General features: G+C 64.6%; 30 protein-coding genes and 3 tRNA genes. 26 read left to right on the top strand and 7 right to left on the bottom strand.

Annotated features, from left to right (window positions below):
• Positions 1–103: 103 nt before the first annotated feature.
• Positions 104–1,285, bottom strand: a complete 1,182-nt coding sequence (locus tag DXD24_RS05555) for a pyridoxal phosphate-dependent aminotransferase (RefSeq protein ID WP_055252293.1) — start codon at positions 1,283–1,285, stop codon at positions 104–106.
• 166 nt (positions 1,286–1,451) lie between these two features.
• On the opposite strand from DXD24_RS05555, the gene DXD24_RS05550 reads away from it, so the two are divergent.
• The 3 genes from DXD24_RS05550 (at position 1,452) to DXD24_RS05540 (ending at position 1,745) form a co-directional block, all read left to right on the top strand.
• Positions 1,452–1,528, top strand: a tRNA-His gene (locus DXD24_RS05550).
• 22 nt (positions 1,529–1,550) lie between these two features.
• Positions 1,551–1,626 (top strand) — tRNA-Lys (locus DXD24_RS05545).
• Between the two features lie 43 nt (positions 1,627–1,669).
• Positions 1,670–1,745 (top strand) — tRNA-Lys (locus tag DXD24_RS05540).
• 159 nt (positions 1,746–1,904) lie between these two features.
• Here DXD24_RS05540 and DXD24_RS05535 read toward each other — a convergent pair.
• From DXD24_RS05535 to DXD24_RS05525, 3 genes are all read right to left on the bottom strand, one after another.
• The gene (locus DXD24_RS05535; protein WP_117563957.1) at positions 1,905–3,143 is read right to left on the bottom strand and encodes a tyrosine-type recombinase/integrase; all 1,239 of its coding nucleotides are present in this window, start codon (positions 3,141–3,143) and stop codon (positions 1,905–1,907) included.
• 109 nt (positions 3,144–3,252) lie between these two features.
• Positions 3,253–3,702: a type II toxin-antitoxin system HicB family antitoxin gene (locus DXD24_RS05530; RefSeq protein WP_117563956.1), complete on the bottom strand. Its 450-nt coding sequence runs from the start codon at positions 3,700–3,702 to the stop codon at positions 3,253–3,255.
• A gap of 37 nt (positions 3,703–3,739) precedes the next feature.
• Complete coding sequence (locus DXD24_RS05525; RefSeq protein ID WP_117646357.1) at positions 3,740–3,919, bottom strand: type II toxin-antitoxin system HicA family toxin; 180 nt, start codon at positions 3,917–3,919, stop codon at positions 3,740–3,742.
• Between the two features lie 202 nt (positions 3,920–4,121).
• Between DXD24_RS05525 and DXD24_RS05520 the strand changes: the two genes are divergently transcribed.
• Positions 4,122–4,412, top strand: coding sequence for a hypothetical protein (locus DXD24_RS05520; RefSeq protein ID WP_117563954.1), 291 nt, complete (start codon positions 4,122–4,124; stop codon positions 4,410–4,412).
• Here DXD24_RS05520 and DXD24_RS05515 read toward each other — a convergent pair.
• Positions 4,409–5,005, bottom strand: a complete 597-nt coding sequence (locus DXD24_RS05515; protein ID WP_117646356.1) for a hypothetical protein — start codon at positions 5,003–5,005, stop codon at positions 4,409–4,411. The genes DXD24_RS05520 and DXD24_RS05515 overlap by 4 nt on opposite strands.
• Positions 5,006–5,199: 194 nt before the next feature.
• Positions 5,200–5,583 (bottom strand): helix-turn-helix domain-containing protein, encoded by a 384-nt coding sequence (locus DXD24_RS10110; protein WP_158550160.1) that lies wholly within the window; start codon positions 5,581–5,583, stop codon positions 5,200–5,202.
• Between the two features lie 155 nt (positions 5,584–5,738).
• Here DXD24_RS10110 and DXD24_RS05505 point away from each other — a divergent pair, with 155 nt between their 5' ends.
• Genes DXD24_RS05505 through DXD24_RS10105 form a run of 3 tightly spaced genes read left to right on the top strand, consistent with a single transcriptional unit; the run spans position 5,739 to position 6,464 of the window.
• Positions 5,739–5,966, top strand: coding sequence for a helix-turn-helix domain-containing protein (locus DXD24_RS05505; RefSeq protein ID WP_117563952.1), 228 nt, complete (start codon positions 5,739–5,741; stop codon positions 5,964–5,966).
• Positions 5,967–6,003: 37 nt separating this feature from the next.
• Positions 6,004–6,306 (top strand): hypothetical protein, encoded by a 303-nt coding sequence (locus DXD24_RS05500; protein ID WP_117563951.1) that lies wholly within the window; start codon positions 6,004–6,006, stop codon positions 6,304–6,306.
• On the top strand, positions 6,303–6,464 hold the full coding sequence (locus DXD24_RS10105) for a hypothetical protein (RefSeq protein WP_158548918.1): 162 nt from the start codon (positions 6,303–6,305) through the stop codon (positions 6,462–6,464). The genes DXD24_RS05500 and DXD24_RS10105 overlap by 4 nt, the downstream gene beginning before the upstream one ends.
• Here DXD24_RS10105 and DXD24_RS05495 read toward each other — a convergent pair.
• Positions 6,461–6,925, bottom strand: coding sequence for a hypothetical protein (locus DXD24_RS05495; RefSeq protein ID WP_117563950.1), 465 nt, complete (start codon positions 6,923–6,925; stop codon positions 6,461–6,463). The two genes, DXD24_RS10105 and DXD24_RS05495, sit on opposite strands and share 4 nt — an antisense overlap.
• Before the next feature lie 320 nt (positions 6,926–7,245).
• Here DXD24_RS05495 and DXD24_RS05490 point away from each other — a divergent pair, with 320 nt between their 5' ends.
• From DXD24_RS05490 to DXD24_RS05400, 19 genes are all read left to right on the top strand, one after another.
• Positions 7,246–7,476: a hypothetical protein gene (locus DXD24_RS05490; protein ID WP_117563949.1), complete on the top strand. Its 231-nt coding sequence runs from the start codon at positions 7,246–7,248 to the stop codon at positions 7,474–7,476.
• A complete protein-coding gene (locus tag DXD24_RS10100; RefSeq protein ID WP_158548917.1) occupies positions 7,476–7,634 on the top strand; it encodes a hypothetical protein in 159 nt (52 codons plus the stop codon). The genes DXD24_RS05490 and DXD24_RS10100 overlap by 1 nt, the downstream gene beginning before the upstream one ends.
• A 10-nt stretch (positions 7,635–7,644) precedes the next feature.
• Positions 7,645–8,898, top strand: a complete 1,254-nt coding sequence (locus tag DXD24_RS05485; protein WP_117646355.1) for a ParB/RepB/Spo0J family partition protein — start codon at positions 7,645–7,647, stop codon at positions 8,896–8,898.
• Positions 8,891–9,247, top strand: a complete 357-nt coding sequence (locus DXD24_RS05480) for a hypothetical protein (RefSeq protein WP_117563947.1) — start codon at positions 8,891–8,893, stop codon at positions 9,245–9,247. Before DXD24_RS05485 ends, DXD24_RS05480 begins: the two co-directional genes overlap by 8 nt.
• Positions 9,234–10,427: a site-specific integrase gene (locus tag DXD24_RS05475; protein WP_117563946.1), complete on the top strand. Its 1,194-nt coding sequence runs from the start codon at positions 9,234–9,236 to the stop codon at positions 10,425–10,427. Before DXD24_RS05480 ends, DXD24_RS05475 begins: the two co-directional genes overlap by 14 nt.
• Complete coding sequence (locus DXD24_RS05470; RefSeq protein ID WP_117646354.1) at positions 10,420–10,668, top strand: DUF6291 domain-containing protein; 249 nt, start codon at positions 10,420–10,422, stop codon at positions 10,666–10,668. The genes DXD24_RS05475 and DXD24_RS05470 overlap by 8 nt, the downstream gene beginning before the upstream one ends.
• Positions 10,669–10,810: 142 nt before the next feature.
• A complete protein-coding gene (locus DXD24_RS05465) occupies positions 10,811–11,092 on the top strand; it encodes a hypothetical protein (RefSeq protein ID WP_117646353.1) in 282 nt (93 codons plus the stop codon).
• Complete coding sequence (locus tag DXD24_RS10095) at positions 11,089–11,490, top strand: hypothetical protein (protein ID WP_158550159.1); 402 nt, start codon at positions 11,089–11,091, stop codon at positions 11,488–11,490. Before DXD24_RS05465 ends, DXD24_RS10095 begins: the two co-directional genes overlap by 4 nt.
• Before the next feature lie 28 nt (positions 11,491–11,518).
• Complete coding sequence (locus tag DXD24_RS05455; RefSeq protein WP_147324138.1) at positions 11,519–11,890, top strand: hypothetical protein; 372 nt, start codon at positions 11,519–11,521, stop codon at positions 11,888–11,890.
• The gene (locus DXD24_RS05450; protein ID WP_117563943.1) at positions 11,887–12,093 is read left to right on the top strand and encodes a hypothetical protein; all 207 of its coding nucleotides are present in this window, start codon (positions 11,887–11,889) and stop codon (positions 12,091–12,093) included. Before DXD24_RS05455 ends, DXD24_RS05450 begins: the two co-directional genes overlap by 4 nt.
• The gene (locus DXD24_RS05445; RefSeq protein ID WP_117563942.1) at positions 12,078–12,425 is read left to right on the top strand and encodes a hypothetical protein; all 348 of its coding nucleotides are present in this window, start codon (positions 12,078–12,080) and stop codon (positions 12,423–12,425) included. Before DXD24_RS05450 ends, DXD24_RS05445 begins: the two co-directional genes overlap by 16 nt.
• Positions 12,415–12,756: a hypothetical protein gene (locus DXD24_RS05440; RefSeq protein WP_117563941.1), complete on the top strand. Its 342-nt coding sequence runs from the start codon at positions 12,415–12,417 to the stop codon at positions 12,754–12,756. Before DXD24_RS05445 ends, DXD24_RS05440 begins: the two co-directional genes overlap by 11 nt.
• Positions 12,756–13,244 carry a hypothetical protein gene (locus tag DXD24_RS05435; RefSeq protein WP_117563940.1) on the top strand — a complete coding sequence of 163 codons (489 nt, stop codon included), beginning with the start codon at positions 12,756–12,758 and terminating at the stop codon, positions 13,242–13,244. The genes DXD24_RS05440 and DXD24_RS05435 overlap by 1 nt, the downstream gene beginning before the upstream one ends.
• Before the next feature lie 74 nt (positions 13,245–13,318).
• On the top strand, positions 13,319–13,606 hold the full coding sequence (locus DXD24_RS05430) for a hypothetical protein (protein ID WP_117563939.1): 288 nt from the start codon (positions 13,319–13,321) through the stop codon (positions 13,604–13,606).
• Entirely contained in the window at positions 13,606–13,788 is a 183-nt protein-coding gene (locus DXD24_RS05425; protein ID WP_117563938.1) for a hypothetical protein, read from the top strand. Before DXD24_RS05430 ends, DXD24_RS05425 begins: the two co-directional genes overlap by 1 nt.
• A gap of 11 nt (positions 13,789–13,799) precedes the next feature.
• A complete protein-coding gene (locus DXD24_RS05420; RefSeq protein ID WP_147326353.1) occupies positions 13,800–14,285 on the top strand; it encodes a hypothetical protein in 486 nt (161 codons plus the stop codon).
• Positions 14,275–14,490: a Lar family restriction alleviation protein gene (locus DXD24_RS05415; RefSeq protein ID WP_158548915.1), complete on the top strand. Its 216-nt coding sequence runs from the start codon at positions 14,275–14,277 to the stop codon at positions 14,488–14,490. Before DXD24_RS05420 ends, DXD24_RS05415 begins: the two co-directional genes overlap by 11 nt.
• Before the next feature lie 306 nt (positions 14,491–14,796).
• Positions 14,797–15,045, top strand: a complete 249-nt coding sequence (locus tag DXD24_RS05405) for a hypothetical protein (protein ID WP_117563934.1) — start codon at positions 14,797–14,799, stop codon at positions 15,043–15,045.
• Between the two features lie 119 nt (positions 15,046–15,164).
• A complete protein-coding gene (locus DXD24_RS05400) occupies positions 15,165–15,617 on the top strand; it encodes a sigma factor-like helix-turn-helix DNA-binding protein (RefSeq protein WP_158548914.1) in 453 nt (150 codons plus the stop codon).
• The last annotated feature ends 1,038 nt before the right edge of the window (positions 15,618–16,655 follow it).

Below are 16,655 nucleotides of genomic sequence, written 5' to 3'. Positions count from 1 at the left end.
AAGTATAGCGCTCTAAAAAAATGAATGAGGTCGCTATAAAAAGAAACCTCATGGCCCAACGGGTTCACGAGGTTTCTTTAGTGCCTTTAGTTACTGACCGTCCTTACCCGCGCGGGTTGATTTTATCACGTAGCGACTTGAGGTTCTCAAGCGCAGCGTTGAGCGTCTCGTCTCGCTTGGCAAAGTGGAAACGAATCAGATGGTTGACGGGCTCGCGGAAGAAGCTCGAGCCCGGAACGGCGCCCACGCCCACCTTGGAGGCCAAATCCTCACAGAAGTCGAGGTCGCTGTCATAGCCAAACTCCGAGATATCCATCATCACATAGTAGGCGCCCTGCGGCACGTTGTGCTCAAGACCGATGCTATCGAGCCCCTGACAGAATAGGTCGCGCTTGGCGGTGTAGAGGTCGAGGACCTCCTGGTAATAGCTGTCGTCGAATTTGAGGGCGGTGACGACAGCTTCCTGCAGGGGAGCGGCAGCACCCACGGTGAGGAAGTCGTGGACCTTTTTAATGCGCTCGGTGATCTGGGCCGGGGCGATGGTGTAGCCCAGACGCCAGCCGGTGATGGAGTACGTCTTAGACAGCGAACTGCAGCTGATGGTTCGATCGAACATGCCGGGCAGCGTGGCCATATAGACGTGCTCGTGGGGCGCGTAGACGATGTGCTCGTATACCTCGTCGGTAATGCAGTAGGCGTCGTACTTTTTGCAGAGGTCGGCGATTAAGGTGAGCTCCTCGCGCGTAAAGACCTTGCCGCAGGGGTTGGAAGGGTTGCACAGGACGATGGCCTTGGGATCGTTGTCGCGGAAGGCCGCCTCGAGTGTCTCGCGGTCAAAGTCGAACGCAGGTGGGTTAAGCGGCACGTAGATGGGCTCGGCACCCGAGAGGATCGTGTCGGCGCCGTAGTTCTCGTAGAATGGCGAGAAGATGACGACCTTGTCGCCGGGGTTTGTGACCGTCATCATGGCGGCCATCATGGCCTCGGTGGAGCCGCAGGTGACCACGATGTTCTCGTTGGGGTTGATCGGCATGCCCATAAAGTGCTCCTGCTTGGCGGCAAGCGCCTCACGCATGGCCTGGGAGCCCCAGGTGATGGAGTACTGGTGATAGAGCGGCTTGGGGTCGCTGGCGATGGCGCTCAGGCTGTTGAGCAGCTGCGCCGGGGGATCGAAGTCGGGGAAGCCCTGCGACAGGTTGACGGCGCCATACTTATTGGAGATGCGCGTCATGCGGCGGATGACCGAATCGGTAAACGTTGCCGTACGGTTGGAGAGTTCTTTCATGCTTGTCCTTTCGAGCATTTGCAGTGGGGCAAGTTTACTCCTATGAAACCGGTGGGAATTGCTCGAAATGGTCTCGAAAAACTCTTTTCAAAATTCTTGAAAATTGGGGCTTGCATCGCGTGGCGTTCCTTGCAATAATAGTCGAGCGCGAAGCGCACAGGACACGGTGGGTGTAGCTCAGTTGGCTAGAGCGACGGGTTGTGGTCCCGTAGGTCGAGGGTTCGAGTCCCTTTACCCACCCCAGTTCTTGCTTCGTGTTGATATCGGGTCGTTAGCTCAGTTGGTAGAGCAGGGGACTCTTAATCCCAAGGTCCAGGGTTCGACCCCCTGACGGCCCACCACACGATATCTCCTCTAAAGTCCGCTACGACGGACTTTAGCTTTGGGTCGTTAGCTCAGTTGGTAGAGCAGGGGACTCTTAATCCCAAGGTCCAGGGTTCGACCCCCTGACGGCCCACCAAAGAACGCACAGGTCAGCGCTTCGGCGTTGGCCTTTTTTGTTTACCGAGAAGTCGAATCATAACCGTCCGTTACCGTTCACGTTTTACGCCCCCTGCCGTTTATGCGCGGCAGGGGGCGTTTTATGCATTTCGCTGGTGGCGGACCTAGAAAACGCAAATCAGAGCGTCTCGGCGTCCAGACCGGTGCCATTAAAACCGCCGCCCGCGCCGCCGCCCTCGACGATCTGCAGAGCGCGCCCGACCTGCCTGGCGGCCTTCTCGCGCTCCGCGAGGCCCGGTTTGATGTAATGGCGGTAATCTGTCCCCAGGTCCGTATGACCGTGCAGATCCATGATGCTCAGCGGGTCGACCTCGGTCGCCGCCATGATGGTCTCGGACGTGTGGCGCAGGGCCTTAGGAGGGATATACCGCAGGTCATGGCGCACGCACATGCGCCGCCACGCCCGCACGAGATTATCGCCGCGCATATTGACGATGCGCTGTCCGCTCCACTCCCGCACCTGCTCCGTAACCGAAGTGCCGCCCTCGACGGTTATGCTCGGGCGCAGCTCGTCCATGATCTGGTGCAGGCGCTCGCGGCCCGCCAATAAAACCGGCACGGTGCGCACGGAATGGGCGTTCTTGGTCTCCTTCACGCCGTCCTCGTCCGTGTACGCGCGGCAGACCTCGATGTACTCCGACACGGTCGGCTGCCCAGTGGCGAAGTCGTAGGTCGTGGTGACCTTGAGGTCGCACGGGCGCACGGCCAGCGCCTCCTCCTTGCGCAGTCCGCTCAGGCCCAGGATGAGGTAGGCGTTCATGACCAGGTCCGCGCGGTCGTCGCTGGCGGCGAGCCTGCGCAGCGCCTCGGCGGCCTCGGGGATGCTCCACGGCTCCACGGGCGCCTGCTTGGCCTTGGGCGCTATGACGCGGCGGCGGAAGGGCTCCACCGTCACCCATCCGTCATCGAAGGCGCGGCGCATGACGGCGCGGAGTGTCGTCTTGGTCTTGGCCGGCGCGCCCGAGCGCTCGATGCAGCTTCGCATCATATCGTGGGTGATCTCGGAGATGTCGACCGACCCCAGGACGGGGGAGATGTAGTTGTCCATCTGGCCGTCGTACTCGCGTAGGCTCGCCTTTGAGCGCGGCTTGCCGCGGTTGCTGGGCGAGTCGCGGAACACGCCCCAGTAGTACATGTCGAGCGTCACGCCCGCGTGCGCCGCCTGGGACACGCCGAGCTCGCGGGCGAGCTGGGCGATGGCGACGTCGGCCTCGGTCTCGGTGCCGTGGACGGTGCGCGACACGCGCCGCACGTGTCCGTCCGCGCGGAAGCCCGCCTGCACGCGGATCACCCACTTGCCCGGAGCCACCTCGCGCTTCGAGCCGAGTTTTGACCTGGAATTGTCGTTGGTTGCCATATAATGGTCCTGCCTTTCCCTTATTTGCCGGAGGGCATGCCCCGTGCGGATCCGCCAAGATTGCCGCACGGGGCTTTTTTGTTTAGATGCCGAGCCCGCCCTGCTGGGGCTACGCCTCCGCCGCGGCCTTGCACGGACGGCCCGCCCCGGGCTTGGCCGCGATGCGGTACTCGATGGAGTCGCGCGACACCATGCGGGTGTTGCCGACCCTCCAGCTGCTCAGACTCCCGTCGCGGCAGAGCTGCGCCACGCGCGCGGTGCTCACGCCGAGCATCTCGGCGGCCTCGGCTGCGGTTACGGCCGGGATGTCGGACAGCTCGACGCTGGTCGCGACGGTGACGATCGTGCCGCCGTGGGACGGCGCATGGCCAAGCCCGCCGCCCTCGAACTCCGCCCCGCGCTCCAGCGCCGCCAGGGCATGGACGCGCAGCCAGTCGACGGCCATCTCCACGGCCTCCTCGTAGGTATCGCCCTCGGTGGCCCCGGCGAGCCCGCACGGCTCCACGGCGTAGCCGCCCTCGGGGTCGGGGTAGACCTCGAACTCCTGCATGACGATCATGGTGGTCTCCTTTCCTGCGGTGAAGGGGAGGGCGGGGCTAGAGCAGCCCCGCTTCCTTCCTGATTCCCCTCGCGGTCGTCTCCTTTATCTCCCGGTGCCTGGGCACTGTCACCGTCACGTCCCCGCGGCGGAACTTGTCGTGCTTGGCGCCGGTGCCGCTGAGCTTTACGTAGCCCGCTTCGGTCAGCTCCCGCTCGAGGTCCCTCTTCTTAGTCACCGCCTAACTCCTTTCGACAATTAAATATTAGCACAGCTAAGTAATAAAGTATATAAAAGATTAGCGCAATTAAGGATTAAATCAAATCAGCGGCTGGTTTTTCGGAGCCCGAGCCGTTGGAGGTTTTTCGGAAAATCCTAAAACCCTGCCGCGCCGCGGGTCATAATCGTTATGAACACCACTTACGCTCCTGGAGGTACCCATGGCTCGCTGCAGCGTCGGCGCATATACGTACGAGGACGATTCCTGCGACACGATGATCTACGACGGGCTCACGGGCATTCCGCTGAGCCTTGGGTACGAGCTCGTTTCGCAGGAGCGCGGAGACACCGTGAGGGTCGTCGCCCTTGGAGTGAAGGACGACGCTGCGGGCCCTGTCCCGTTTGCGACGCTCAGGCCGTGCGCATACTCCCTGGCATCCGAATATGACGTGCGCGCCGTGAGGTGCCCGCAGACCGGTCAATGGGTCCTCATCGGATACATGGGCGTCTAGAGGAGCCCTGCGATCTTCCCGCCGACGGCGAGGATACCGGCCACTAGTTCCCCTCCCTTCTTCGCAATCTCCAATCCCTTGATCATGCGGTCGGCCAGCGATGCCTGGTCGCCGCGTTTTGCTGCCAATTCCATCTGAACGAGGCAGGCGGCGAGCATGTCCTTGTCTTCCGTGGTGAGCATCCGGTCCGCGGCGACCGTCTCCATCAAGCTGTCGACGGATGCCCTCAGGGAAGATGAGGACGAGGAGCTTGAGCTTGATGTCGCGTTGCTGTCTGCGTGCTGCTCGACTTTCACGTTTGTCCCCGCTGCCGAGGACTTCATCTTCTCAATCTCATAACTCATGCGCCTTTCGTCGGCATACAGCCTAGCCTTCGACTGGAGCCGCCTTATGTCCTCGGCGGCATCCCTTCTCCCGTATGACGAATGACCGGCGACCGACGCGCGAAACATCTTCAGGCCCACGCGGACCTTGGGCACGACCGTTTCTAGCGCAGACTCGATTCTCTTTGCCTCGCTCACGAGATTGTAGGAATCGGGGTCCGCGAGGATCTCCTCGCATTCCGCTATGAGCTCGTCGATTGCGTTATCCATGACTTGCACTCCTAAATGAAAAAGGCGCCCGCCCGTTGGGACAGCCGCCTTTCTATTGGACGCGGGCCCCGTGGGGTCCCCGCGTCAATACCGCTGTCCAAATTACCGTTTGTCCTCGGCACGGTCAAGCCGATCAGCCCATTTTCGTGGGGTTACGAAAATGGGGGAGTAGCTTGCGTTTTGGTGCCCGTTGCCTACGCGGACTTTACTTGATCCGCTTCCAGCCCTTCGATCTCAGGCGCTGCAGCCTGATTTTGGGACAGCTCGGCCTGGTCGCGTGCCGTCTCCAGGATCTTCGAGCGCCTCTTCTCGGTGCTCTGCCGGTAGCAGGTGATCAGCTCGCCCTCCGCGCCCGCCGGCGCCGCCGGCCTGTCCTCGGGATGCTCCTCGTACCATCCGAGCAGGTCGTTGGGGTCGGTGTTAAGAGCTTTAGCGCACTTCCATAGCTGCTCGACGTTGGGGAGACTCTCGCTTCTCTCCCATGAGCCTACCGTTCTCAGGCTCGTCCCCGTTGCGTCGGCTAGCTCCGTTTGGGACATGTGAAGGTTCTTTCTCACTTCCCTAATTCTTAGATTCATAAGCTCCTCCCAAATAGGACGGTTGTTGCCGAGAATCCTATAGCTTTTCTTCAGAATGAGCAAGATTCTGCAAAGTTTTCTCTTGCCAATAGGCAGACATCCGCCTATAGTTTCAAGCAACAGGAAGAAACCCGCACATTTTGAAGGAGGACGAAATGGAGTTTTCGAAGGATGAGTTCGGAGCGAACCTTCGCGCCGCCCGCGCTCGCGCCGATATGTCTCAGGAGCAGCTGGCCAACAAGGCGGGGCTCTCGGCATCTTCAATCATCGGATACGAGAACGGCTCGATGGTCCCAGGTGTCGACAAGGCGTATGCCATCGCCCAGGCCCTCGGCTGCACGCCCAACGACCTGATGGGCTGGAACACGGACGAGGCTGCGTAGCCGCGGCCCGCTAACGAACTGCTGAAAGGAGAAGGTCATGATCGATCAGGTGTTCACGTTCAGGGAGAGGGACGGCGTCCTCTACGAGACGGAGGAGAGCCTCAGGCGCAGGATCCGGGCGGAGTTTCTCTTTCCCGAGGACCTCGATATCGACCTCGTCGAGACCTCGACGGCCGAGCTGGGGGAGCTCCACGGCTGGGCCTACTCGGTCTTCAGCGAGGCAACCGTCAGGGTGAAGGGGAAGGGCTACCGGTGGAGCGGCGGCATGCTCGTGCGCGTGCTCTCTCTCGACGAGGAATGGTGGGGCGTGCCCATGGAGGATCTGGAGGAAGAGGAATGACGGGGAAGAGGCGGGCGCTGCTGGCCTCGGCCGCCGTCATGGACGCCGCCGGGTGGCTATGCGTCGGCCAGGGCGCCTACGGCCTGGCGCGCTGCTGCTTTGCCGCCGCGCTGCCGTTCATCGCGGCGTGGGTGGTCGGGTCGCTATGGGCGCGCTAGGCGAGCCATTCGGAGCGGTGCCCGGCGATCGCCCTGATCACCGCGGGCCTGATGGAGAAGTCGGTCGCGGTGAGCATCGAGCCGACCGGCGGCGTGCCGAAGATGCCGAGCTCGCACAGCGCGAGGGCGTCGGCATCGAGCGGGGAGAGGCTGACGGAGCCCTCGTCGAGCGCGCGGGACACCAGCTCCTTCCGCCTCCTCGACATGCCGAGGAATACGGCGGAGAGCCGTTCGTCCATCCTCCGGCGCTTTGCCCAGGCGCTCCTCGCGGAGACGATGCGCGCGGTCGCGTACCCGAGCATCGCGGCGGCGCCGGTCAGGAGGAGGCACGAGGCCGGGTGCTCGGCGATCATCTGGCGGGCGTCCTCGGCCATCGCGGCGACCGAGCCGAACCCGACCGCGCCCGCGATGGTGACCAGCAGGTCGATGTTCTCCTTTGCCGCCCTGAGCGCTCTGTTCATCTTCAATTCCCTTCCAAGGAGGTTTCCATGGGTTTCATTCTCGCACTTTCCTTCGCGTTCCTGTTCGGGGTCGGGCTCGGCCTCATGCGCCGCTGACGGCGGAGTCAGCCCCCGTCGCGCCACGGGTTCCGCACCGCCCCCATTCCACGGGGCCCGTGGCGCGACGGGGTCGGACTCCCTACATCCGACCCATAAGGTGTCCGCCGCCGACTTGGCGGGGCGGCGGCACCGCTCCCTTTGGCGGGGGAGCGCCCTCCGGCCGCATCTATCGGCGCGGCCCTCCGGCAAGGGATTGGCTCAACGAATGAAAGGAGAAGGCCATGTGGATGTCTATAGCCAAGGGCGCGCGTTACGCCTGCTGCGACAACGTCACGTTCCGCGCGATGGTCATGCAGGGCGTGATACCGCGCTACCCGTCGCTCAACCCCAACAGCTCGCGCGAGGTGGTGCGCAGCGAGGACATCGATGCCGCCATCATGGCGCGCGGGGCGGTGCCGGCGCTGCCGTCGCCCGACTGCGTGCCGGCGCGCCGACCGAGGCGGGTGGCGTGATGGGCGACCTTATCTGGGATGCCGGCTGCAGGCTCGGCGAGTGGTGGGAGTCGCTTCCCGAGCGTGTGCGCAGCGTCGCGTGCGCCGTGGCGCTCATCGGCCTGATCGCCGTCGCCGGCGCCATCGAGGGGACCGCCCCGAGCGGGATGTACTACTAGGAGGAATGACATGCAATTCGAGAAGAGGCAGGTTCGCCTGGGCGACATCCGCCCGAGCGAGCAGAACCCGCGCGAGGACTTCGGCGACATCGGCGCCCTGGCCCGCAGTATCGAGGCGACCGGCGGTGAGCCGCTGAACCCGCCCGTGGTGGTGGCGGACGGCAACGTCTACCGCATCGTGGACGGCGAGCGCCGCTACCGCGCGCTGTCGTCCATCTACGGGGAGGACCGCGAGGTGTCCGCGCTGGTGGCGGAGAGCATGGACGAGGCCAACGAGCTTGTGGCCATGCTTGCCACCGATGACAAGCGCCAGCTGACCGAGGCCGAGCGCGCACGAGGCGTGCAGCAGATGCTCGTGCTGGGCATCGACGAGCAGCGCATCGAGCGCGCGAGCCGAGCCACCGCCGGGCAGATCCGGGCTGCGCGCAGGCTGCGCGGGAGTATCGAGGGTCGCCAGGTGACGCTCGATCAGCTCGAGGCCGCGAGCGCCTTCGACGACGAGAAGGATGTCGAGGCGGTTCTCGCCGCCGGTGACGGCTGGGCGGGCAAGGCCGACAGCATCCGCCGCCGCGTCGAGCGCGAGGAGGCCAAGGCCGAGGACTACGACGCCTTCGGCGATGCGGGCATCCCGGTCGTGAAGGAGCAGCCCGAGGGTTTCAACTACACGGACTGGGTCAACGTCGGCCTCGCCGCCCAGAAACTCGAGGGGAAGGAGTTCGCCGCCGGCACCGTCGCCGTGTGGAAGGGCAGCTACTGGGATCTCTACGAGCCGGATGACGGCTCGGGCGCCGCGCCCGAGAAGACCGAGGAGGAGATCCGGGCCGAGCAGAAGGCCGAGCGCGAGAAGGCGGCGCTCGAGGAACTGTACAGGAGCCTGATCGGCTTCGTGTCGTCCGGCGCCTTCGCCATGTCCAAGGACCTCATGATGGAGGTGCGCGTGGGCCGCGAGGACCCGCCCGCGCTGCTCATGGCGATGGGCGGCGACAGCCACCCCGAGAACGAGGGGCGTTTCGGGCTCGTGCGAGACGAGTTCGCCCGCAACCTCAAGGCCTGCAGGCCCAGCGAGTACGAGGCCGGCTGCTGGCTCATGGCGGCAGCCAAGGACATGGCCCAGCTCAACAACCGCTGGGGCGGCGACGACGCGGAGGCGTGGCTCGACCACTATGACATCTTCTGCTCCGCGGGCTTCGAGCCCGGCGAGGAGGACGTGTGGCTCATGGAGAGGGTGCAGGCGAGCGCCAAGGAGGAGGAGAAGGATGAGTAGCGAGAAGAAGGTCAGGGTGACGGTCGAGGCGTGCGGCGAGGTCCGCGCTTTCGAGTGCCGCTGCGCGACGGTCGCGACCGCCAAAGGGGACGGCTCCGGCGACTCTTGCTTCCTGGGCCCGACCGACATCAGCGACCTGTTCGCGCTCGCCTGCGAGTGCACCGACACGCTCTGCGCGGCCTTCAGCCAGGCGGGCGTCCCGGACAGGAACGCGCGCAAGCTCGTGCTCATAGCCGCGCTCGGCGCGAACCCCCATGGGCACGCCGACAGCATCCAGACCACCGACCTGGACGCGCGCAGGGAGATCCGCGACATGGCTGCGGAGCTGGGCGTCGATGCAGACATCTAGCGACCGCCGGGCGGTCGTGCAGCGCGGGGCGGACGGCAGATGGTTCGCCCGCCCCTACATGGGCACCGACCGCGTGACCGGAAGGCGGATCAGGCCGTACAGGTCGTGGGACGCGGAGCTGACGCGCGAGCAGGCCCAGGTCGAGTGCGACAGGTGGGCGGCCACGTTCGACCCGTCGTCGGCCCGGGACAGCTCCAAGCGCCTGTCCTCGATGCTCGAGACGTACATCTCCGACCCCGTCAACGGCCTGTCCGACAACTCCGTGGCCACGTACCGCAGCGTGGTCAGGACGATGGTGGAGCCGACTATCGGGCGCCTGCCCTACGACCAGCTTGAGCCTTGGAACGTGTCGGCCGCCTACCGTATGCTGCTCGCCCCAAGGACGGGCAAGGGGCTGTCGCCCAAGACGTTGCTCAAGATGCACGCGCTGCTGAAGGGCGCCTACCGCTCGTGGCAGCCGGCGCTGGGGCGGGACATCATGCTCGACGTCCCCGCGCCCTCGCCCGACCCCGTCGAGCCCTTCGCGCTGTCCGAGTGCGATACCGACGAGCTGTCCCGCGCGCTGGTCTCCGCCATGTCCTCGCGATCCGCCTCGGGCGCCAACATCTCGCGGCGCACCGAGGCCATGGCGGTCTACCTCGCCCTCAACACGGGACTGCGCTGCGGGGAGGTCTGCGGGCTGCAGCGCCGAGACTGGCGCCGCGCCCTGCACGACCTGCACGTCGTGGGACAGGCGGTCGAGCACCCCGAGCTGCACCGGCAGGCCTACACCAAGGGCAGGCGCGTGCGCAACGTGGCGCTCGCCCCGGCGGTGGAGGCGCAGCTGCAGCGCCACCTGGAGTGGCAGGACACGTGGCTCTCGCGCAAGGGCCCGGCGGCGCTGGTGGTGACCTTCGGGCCGGCAGGCGGCATCGCGCGCCCGTCCACCGTGACGAGCCGCTTCAAGTCGCTCGTGAGGGACCTGGGGCTGCCGGAGGAGACGGTGTTCCACTCCCTGAGGCACACGCACGCCTCATGGCTGCTCATGAACGGGTTCGACATGAGGACCATCCAGGAGCGTCTGGGGCACGCGAGCGTCAAGACGACGCTCGACATCTACGGCTCGGTCATGCCGGGCCGCGACCAGGCCGCCGCCGCGGCCTTTACCGATTCGATCTGCGGAGGTGATACGGATGAATAACTTCAACTTCAACAGGGACTTCTACGAGGGCTGCCGCGCCCTGGGCGACAGGGAGGGCATGGCGCTCGCGTGGGCGATGCTGCGCTACGGCTACGAGGGCATCGAGCCAAAGCTTAAGCCCACCACCATGGCGGCGTTCACCTTCGCGAGGGGCCGCATCGACGCCATGGTCAACGGCAGCCTCGGGGGGGCAGGCGAGGGCCGCCAAGGCAGGCGGCATCGCAACCACCCAAGGGGGTAGCCAAGGGGGTGTCCAAGGGGGTAGCCGACCCAGCGGGCGAGGGGGTAGCCAACAGAAAGAGAAGGAGAAGGAGATAGCCCTAGCGGGCTATAGCGCGGCCCGCCAAGCACCCGATGACTTCGAGCCCCCGTCGGCCGAGGACGTGGAGGCGTACTTCGCCGCCAACTGCCTCCGGGGCGACGCCCGCCAGTTCTTCGACCACTACGCCGCGCAGGGGTGGACGCTGCCGAGCGGCCTGCCCGTGACCGACGTGTGGGCGCTCGCCCGCAACTGGAGCCGCAAGCAGGTCGGCTTCGACGCGGACCGCAAGGCCCGCGGCGGGCAGACCTCCCAGGAGGTCGAGCGCGCCGCCGTGTGGCAGCCCGTGAAGACCGATGACGAGCTCATAGCCGAGCTCGATCGCCAGATAGCGGAGGCGTCATGATCACCCTCATGGAGATGCTCAGGAACGAGAAGGCCGACCCCTCACACGGCCGCCCGCTCAGCCTGACGAAGGTCTACATGACCAACGTCATGTCGCGGAGGGAGGCCGTGCTGCTGGCCAAGATCCAGAAGCGCGACGCGGCGATTGCGCGCCGGCAGCGCGAGAAGGACCTGTACGAGGAGATCGCCAAGCTCCCGAAGGGCGAGGACCCGAAGGGCGAGGACCCGAAGGGCGAGGACCCGAAGGGCGAGGACCCGAAGGGCGGGAAGCCGAAGCGCGGGTGTGCCAATGGTGTGCCAACGGCGGCGGGGCAGCTGGGGCAGCAGGCGATTTGGTTCCCGCCGCTAGACGGTGGAGACGGCGCCGTCGGGGAGGCTCCCGGCGCAAAGAACACCTAATTCTTTTGAGAAGGAGAGGAGAGAGGTTTTGACCGAGATCTCAGCGGTGATGAGGGCCTACCGAGACGCCCTCGACGGGCACCGGATTCCCTGGGCCGACGACACCTACGACACGAGGCCGGTGGACGGCTACCGGATGCGAATCGAGCGCACCAAGACCATCCTGGACGAGCACGAGGTGAGCGTGATCTGGGGCTACCAGTGCCTGCCCGTGGACGAGCCCGACGATTCCGCCGGCGACGGCGAGGAGACCGAGGTGAAGGTCCGGACCGTGGGCATAACCGTCGGCTATCCCGACTACCTGGAGGTCATGTACGACCCGATCAGCGCGGATCCGTTCGTGGCCGCGCCCGGCGACATCCTCGCGGAGGTCTTCGGCGTGAGGGGTGAGTCGCGATGAGCTACGTGTGCGGACCCGCCGACTGGATCGACCTCGCCGTCGGCAGGCTCGAGGACGCGAAGAGGTCGCTCGGGGAGTGCGACAGGCTGCGACAGGGGTGCGACATCTGCGATGAGCTGCGCCAGGCGAGGAGATGCCTCAACAAGGCGCTGATCATGGTCGCGGAGGAGAAGGAGATCGTGAAGGAATGGAGCGGGAAATAGATCTGTACGGTCCTCGCGGGGAGCATTACAAGGTCAGGTTCTTCGCGCGCCTCCCACACATGGACAGTTGGCTTATTAGCTACGCGTTCAACAATGACCTGATTGCCGTCTCATCGCTGTATCTCAAAGCGCCCGACAGCTGGAAGAAGCTGCTGGAGGACCTGGATGAAGGGGCGAACCATTCCGAGTACTCGCCCTGCTTCTACTTCCGGAAGGACATGTGCGATTGCTCCTCATGCGAGGCGGACCGTTACTCCAACTGCGATCAACCCGCTTTCAAGGACATTGCATCCCGCATCCGCAAGCTGAGGGGTGAGGGCGATGCTGACTAGGGACCTGACGCCGTGCTTCGTGCAGGACTTCGGCTTGGGCTCGAGGACGGGCTACGAGAAGGCCCTGCTGGTCGGGCTGTTCGACAGGACGTTCACGTGCCTCGACCGCCGCATCTCCGCGACCGACGAGGCCGCGGGGCCGACCCGCAGGCCGGTGGCGGTCGTCATGCGCAGAGACGGGCGGCTGCAGGAGGTCGACCCGTGGAAGGTCGTAATCGACGACTCGGAAGAGGTCTTCGAGATGTACTCGTGGATGTGGGACGAGGAGAGCGTCGTGTGCGAGCAGCTCGGGCTGGCGGAGATCAAGGCAGAGAATGGTGGTGACGAGTGATGGGGGAACATTTCATAGTCGATAACTCCATGACGCCAGACTGGGAATTGGTGCCGTTGGGCCCCGTCGATAAGGAGGGGAACCGCGTCCCGCTTGATACCGAGGTTCTATACGACGAGGACGGGTGCGTCATAAGAGTGGAGTCGTACAGGTTCTCGACCTGGTCTAAGCGGTGGACTGCGGACGTTTATATCGCCGACCAGGGCATGGAAGTGTACGTCGACAGCTACTACCTCCATCGTCCCGACAGCTACGAGAGGGTGCTGGAGGACCTCTATGAGGCCGTTCAACAAGGCGAGCGCAGCGGGCGTCCTTACTGTGTTTACAACGTTGCCAGGGGCCTGTGTCGTGGACATGAGGACAAGGACGGGAAGTGCAAGCTCGTTGGATTTGCCGACGCCTGCACCCTCACGATGACTGGCGACATCTGGAGCCGTGTTGAACGTCTATGCAAGGGTGATGGTGAGAAGGATGGGAGCGAGAAGTGAGTGAAGTGCCAAAGATGTACACCTGCTCTTGGTGCGGGAAGCCGACTCCGAACTATAGGGAGTACTCGCATCCGATGGCTGGCATTCTCGGAGAGTCGGGGTACTCGATATGTGACGAGTGCCTAAGGAAGGCCCGTATCGAGAGGGAATGGGAGAACGAGCAGTGCGCTGAGGAACGCCTGACCTGCCCCTACTGCGAGAGTTCCATCGATGACCCGTGGTATTACGACGAGGACGATGAAGAGGTTGAGTGCCCTGAGTGCAAGCGCACGTTCGAGCTAGAGATTGCCACCGTGCGCACGTATAGGACGAAACGCCGTATCGAGGACATGCCCGACGGCTGGAATGGGGGCGAGCTTTAATGAGCCGAGATTTCATTGAGCTATACGACGACGATGGCTACAGGTACGTCGTCAACATGGACAAGATCTCATTCGTCAACGTCGCAGGCAGAAAGGTCTGGGCTGGTGAGGCGGCCACGCTCGAAATATGCGATGAGAGCATGGAGCGTCTTTTAAGCAGGCTGGTAGGTGAGGGCGAATGAGCCGCAGGGATGTGACCGAAGAGCTGTCCGAGAAGGTGGAGAAGAAGCTCCGCAGGCAGTTCGCCCTCGTCGCGCGGGAGGTATGGGTGGACCCCGACCACAGGGTCGACTTCATGGCATTTTCTCCGGGCGTCGGAGGACGAAACATGAAGCTCGAGCACGGGCGGTTCGTGTTCGTTGAGGTCAAGTCTTGCATGGCGGACTTCAAGAGCGGCCACGGCCTCACGTTCCGAGGCGACGATAACTGGCTTGTGTGCCCTCGCGACCTTGCTGACGAGCTGTACGACAAGATGCTCCTGCCGTTGGGCGTGCAAGTCTACTGCCCCGACAGCGGAGGCTCCCTTCGGCTGAGATACGACCTTAGTATGCGAGGTACAGGAAGTTTGAGAGAAGATTCGACGCTCTGCCTGCTCTGGGCGATGCTGATGGACTCGTACTCGAGATGGCGCACGACGGGAGATGTTTTCAGAGAGACGGGAGAGAACTGTGACCTTTAACGATGCCGAGTTCAAGGCGTGCCCCAAGTGCGGGGCGGAGCCCAAGGTGGAGGATGTGCGAGAGCGTTCCCTGACCAAGCCCAACGTGCTGAGCGTCAGGTGCCCCGCCTGCGGGATGTCGAACAGCGTCGCGTGGGGGAGCATGGACCTGCCGCCGTTCCGCCAGGCGGTGGCCATGCTCGCGGACAGTTGGAACAGCCGGTGATCCGCTCGGCGATCGACTTGTTCCGCGCAACCGCCTGGCGCACGGTGCCCGATCTGGTGTCGGGTCCCGCGCGCCGGGCGCTCACGCACGGTCGGGCGGACGCGCCGCGGGTGACGTCGGCGCAGATCGGGGAGACGGAGCGGAGGGCGCGGGCGCTGGAGCGCGACCGGGCCCGCGCGCTCAAGAGGTCGAGGAAGGCTAACCGATGAGAGTTTTCGAGAGGCTGCGGCGGATGCTCGCCGAGAACCGCCGCGTGCGCAAGAGCATCGAGACGCGCCTCGCACGCAGGTGCAGGAGGTCGACGAGATGACCGTGATGTGGGACGTGCAGGAGAGGAACTGCGCGGTCTGCGGGAGGGTCTTCATCCCGAAGGCGCCCCACGCCAAGTACTGCTCGGAGGCGTGCCGGCGCGAGCACGACCTGCGCCGCGTGAAGGAGGCCCGCCGCAAGGGCGCCAAGCCGAAGCTCGACAGGGTCGACCGCTATTTGGCAGGCTCGGGCGCGGTGCACGACGAGATCATGGCCATGCGGCGCGAGGTCGCGATGAGATATTGAGTTTCCGCAGGTAGATATATAATTAAGGCCGCTGGCGTTGGAGCGCCGGCGGCCTTTGGCAAAGACGCCTCCCGGCATCCTCTATGTGGCGTAGAGCATGGTACCACGCGGGAGGTCACATGGATGCACGGGAATATCTGGAGACTGTACGGGCCGCCCAGCGCGGCATCGACCGCAGGCTGGCGGTCATCCAGTCGATGCAGGCGCGCGAGCAGGTGCGCGCCCAGCGCTACGACGCCGTGGGCAAGGGCGCGCACGGCACGGACTTCATGCGCTCGACGGACGACCGCATAGACTACGAGCGCCGCAGCGGCGCGGAGCTGTCCGAGCTCCGGCACGAGGTGGAGCGTGGGCGCGAGCTCTGCGCGGGCGTGCGCTCGGCCAACCCAGGCAAGCGCTGGGGCGACGTGCTGGAGCTGCGCTACTGCGAGGACCGCACCCTGCAGGAGATCGCGGGGACACTGGGGGTGTCGGTGAGGTCGGTGCATTCAGATATGTCATCGGCCCTGGACTGGGTCGATATGGTGGGCATCGCCACCGCAAGGGCTGGCGTGGGCCGTGCGGCAATATAATTGGATGGCTGGTTCGCGTCAGCATGTCGGCCCCGATCGCCATGTGCGGTCGGGGCCTTTTGTCTTTATGGGACTGCATGCAATTGCAGACGATTGCACACTTCTGCAGACAATTGCAGATAGTTGCAGACGATTGCACACAATTGCAGACCGTTGCAGGTTTCTTCTGGGATATAACTAGGGTGTCGATTCGCAGCGCCGCCCGCGCGGTGTGCGGGTCGGATGTGCGTGGAAGCACAGATGAGTGGCCGGAGTTCCCTTCAGCAGTTCAGGGACTCCGGCCTTTCTATTGCGTTTAATTCAATAGGGGATGATGCCCGTGGTCAGCCGAGAGTACATCGCGCGATCCGCCCGCCGCCACGACACGGTCATGGCGTGGGCGTTCCGCCGCGCCCTGGGGGTCACGGCGGCGCCGCGCCGCCGACCTGGGGGTGCCGGGGGCGTGCGCCTGGAGGCGCTGCGCTACGGGGGCATCGAGGCGTGCATGTCCAACCGAGGGCGCTCCCCGGTGGAGTGGTAGGGGATGGGCAACCCGCGCAAGGCCAACGGCGCCCGACGCCGCCATGTCGTGCGGTGGCTGCGCTCACAGGGTAGGCCCTGCTGGATATGTGGGCTACCCATAGACTACGGGGTGCCTGCGGGCGACCCCCGGGCTTTCGAGTGCGACGAGCTCGTCCCGGTCAGCCGCGGCGGATCGCCCTTCGACCGTGACAACGTCGCCGCCGCACATCGTTGCTGCAACAACTGGCGCCGCGCCCGCAGCGTCGCCGAGGTCTCGGCCGTCCGGTTCGCGCTCGCCTCGCGCCGCGCCGCCTGGAACTCGCCCGAGACGTTCGTCGCGCTGTGCAAGGCACTCAAGGACGATGGCGCATCGGTTATTAATCCCCCGTCCGTGCCCGACAGACAGCCTCGGGCAACGACCTCGTGGTAGGGGACGCGCCTCGGCACACGACCCCACGGGGGTCTTTTACCGGATGGTGACAGGCCACCATCCCGCGCCAGGGCCGCAATACCCCCGAATACGCTTTTTTACAGAAG

It is taken from the genome of Collinsella sp. TF12-2AT (assembly GCF_003436735.1).
In the GTDB taxonomy this organism is placed as follows: Bacteria; Actinomycetota; Coriobacteriia; order Coriobacteriales; family Coriobacteriaceae; genus Collinsella.
The sequence above is the reverse complement of the archived record's forward strand: the minus strand, read 5'-3'. Positions and strand labels throughout refer to the sequence as shown.

Excerpts from the sequence above, each read along its gene's own strand:
- DXD24_RS05555 (WP_055252293.1), bottom strand. The coding sequence starts at position 1,285 with ATGAAAGAACTCTCCAACCGTACGGCAACGTTTACCGATTCGGTCATC.
- DXD24_RS05535 (WP_117563957.1), bottom strand. The coding sequence starts at position 3,143 with ATGGCAACCAACGACAATTCCAGGTCAAAACTCGGCTCGAAGCGCGAG.
- DXD24_RS05530 (WP_117563956.1), bottom strand. The coding sequence starts at position 3,702 with ATGATCGTCATGCAGGAGTTCGAGGTCTACCCCGACCCCGAGGGCGGC.
- DXD24_RS05520 (WP_117563954.1), top strand. The coding sequence starts at position 4,122 with ATGGCTCGCTGCAGCGTCGGCGCATATACGTACGAGGACGATTCCTGC.
- DXD24_RS05515 (WP_117646356.1), bottom strand. The coding sequence starts at position 5,005 with ATGGATAACGCAATCGACGAGCTCATAGCGGAATGCGAGGAGATCCTC.
- DXD24_RS10110 (WP_158550160.1), bottom strand. The coding sequence starts at position 5,583 with ATGAATCTAAGAATTAGGGAAGTGAGAAAGAACCTTCACATGTCCCAA.
- DXD24_RS05505 (WP_117563952.1), top strand. The coding sequence starts at position 5,739 with ATGGAGTTTTCGAAGGATGAGTTCGGAGCGAACCTTCGCGCCGCCCGC.
- DXD24_RS05500 (WP_117563951.1), top strand. The coding sequence starts at position 6,004 with ATGATCGATCAGGTGTTCACGTTCAGGGAGAGGGACGGCGTCCTCTAC.
- DXD24_RS10105 (WP_158548918.1), top strand. The coding sequence starts at position 6,303 with ATGACGGGGAAGAGGCGGGCGCTGCTGGCCTCGGCCGCCGTCATGGAC.
- DXD24_RS05495 (WP_117563950.1), bottom strand. The coding sequence starts at position 6,925 with ATGAACAGAGCGCTCAGGGCGGCAAAGGAGAACATCGACCTGCTGGTC.
- DXD24_RS05490 (WP_117563949.1), top strand. The coding sequence starts at position 7,246 with ATGTGGATGTCTATAGCCAAGGGCGCGCGTTACGCCTGCTGCGACAAC.
- DXD24_RS10100 (WP_158548917.1), top strand. The coding sequence starts at position 7,476 with ATGGGCGACCTTATCTGGGATGCCGGCTGCAGGCTCGGCGAGTGGTGG.
- DXD24_RS05485 (WP_117646355.1), top strand. The coding sequence starts at position 7,645 with ATGCAATTCGAGAAGAGGCAGGTTCGCCTGGGCGACATCCGCCCGAGC.
- DXD24_RS05480 (WP_117563947.1), top strand. The coding sequence starts at position 8,891 with ATGAGTAGCGAGAAGAAGGTCAGGGTGACGGTCGAGGCGTGCGGCGAG.
- DXD24_RS05475 (WP_117563946.1), top strand. The coding sequence starts at position 9,234 with ATGCAGACATCTAGCGACCGCCGGGCGGTCGTGCAGCGCGGGGCGGAC.
- DXD24_RS05470 (WP_117646354.1), top strand. The coding sequence starts at position 10,420 with ATGAATAACTTCAACTTCAACAGGGACTTCTACGAGGGCTGCCGCGCC.
- DXD24_RS10095 (WP_158550159.1), top strand. The coding sequence starts at position 11,089 with ATGATCACCCTCATGGAGATGCTCAGGAACGAGAAGGCCGACCCCTCA.
- DXD24_RS05450 (WP_117563943.1), top strand. The coding sequence starts at position 11,887 with ATGAGCTACGTGTGCGGACCCGCCGACTGGATCGACCTCGCCGTCGGC.
- DXD24_RS05445 (WP_117563942.1), top strand. The coding sequence starts at position 12,078 with ATGGAGCGGGAAATAGATCTGTACGGTCCTCGCGGGGAGCATTACAAG.
- DXD24_RS05440 (WP_117563941.1), top strand. The coding sequence starts at position 12,415 with ATGCTGACTAGGGACCTGACGCCGTGCTTCGTGCAGGACTTCGGCTTG.
- DXD24_RS05435 (WP_117563940.1), top strand. The coding sequence starts at position 12,756 with ATGGGGGAACATTTCATAGTCGATAACTCCATGACGCCAGACTGGGAA.
- DXD24_RS05430 (WP_117563939.1), top strand. The coding sequence starts at position 13,319 with ATGGCTGGCATTCTCGGAGAGTCGGGGTACTCGATATGTGACGAGTGC.
- DXD24_RS05425 (WP_117563938.1), top strand. The coding sequence starts at position 13,606 with ATGAGCCGAGATTTCATTGAGCTATACGACGACGATGGCTACAGGTAC.
- DXD24_RS05405 (WP_117563934.1), top strand. The coding sequence starts at position 14,797 with ATGACCGTGATGTGGGACGTGCAGGAGAGGAACTGCGCGGTCTGCGGG.
- DXD24_RS05400 (WP_158548914.1), top strand. The coding sequence starts at position 15,165 with ATGGATGCACGGGAATATCTGGAGACTGTACGGGCCGCCCAGCGCGGC.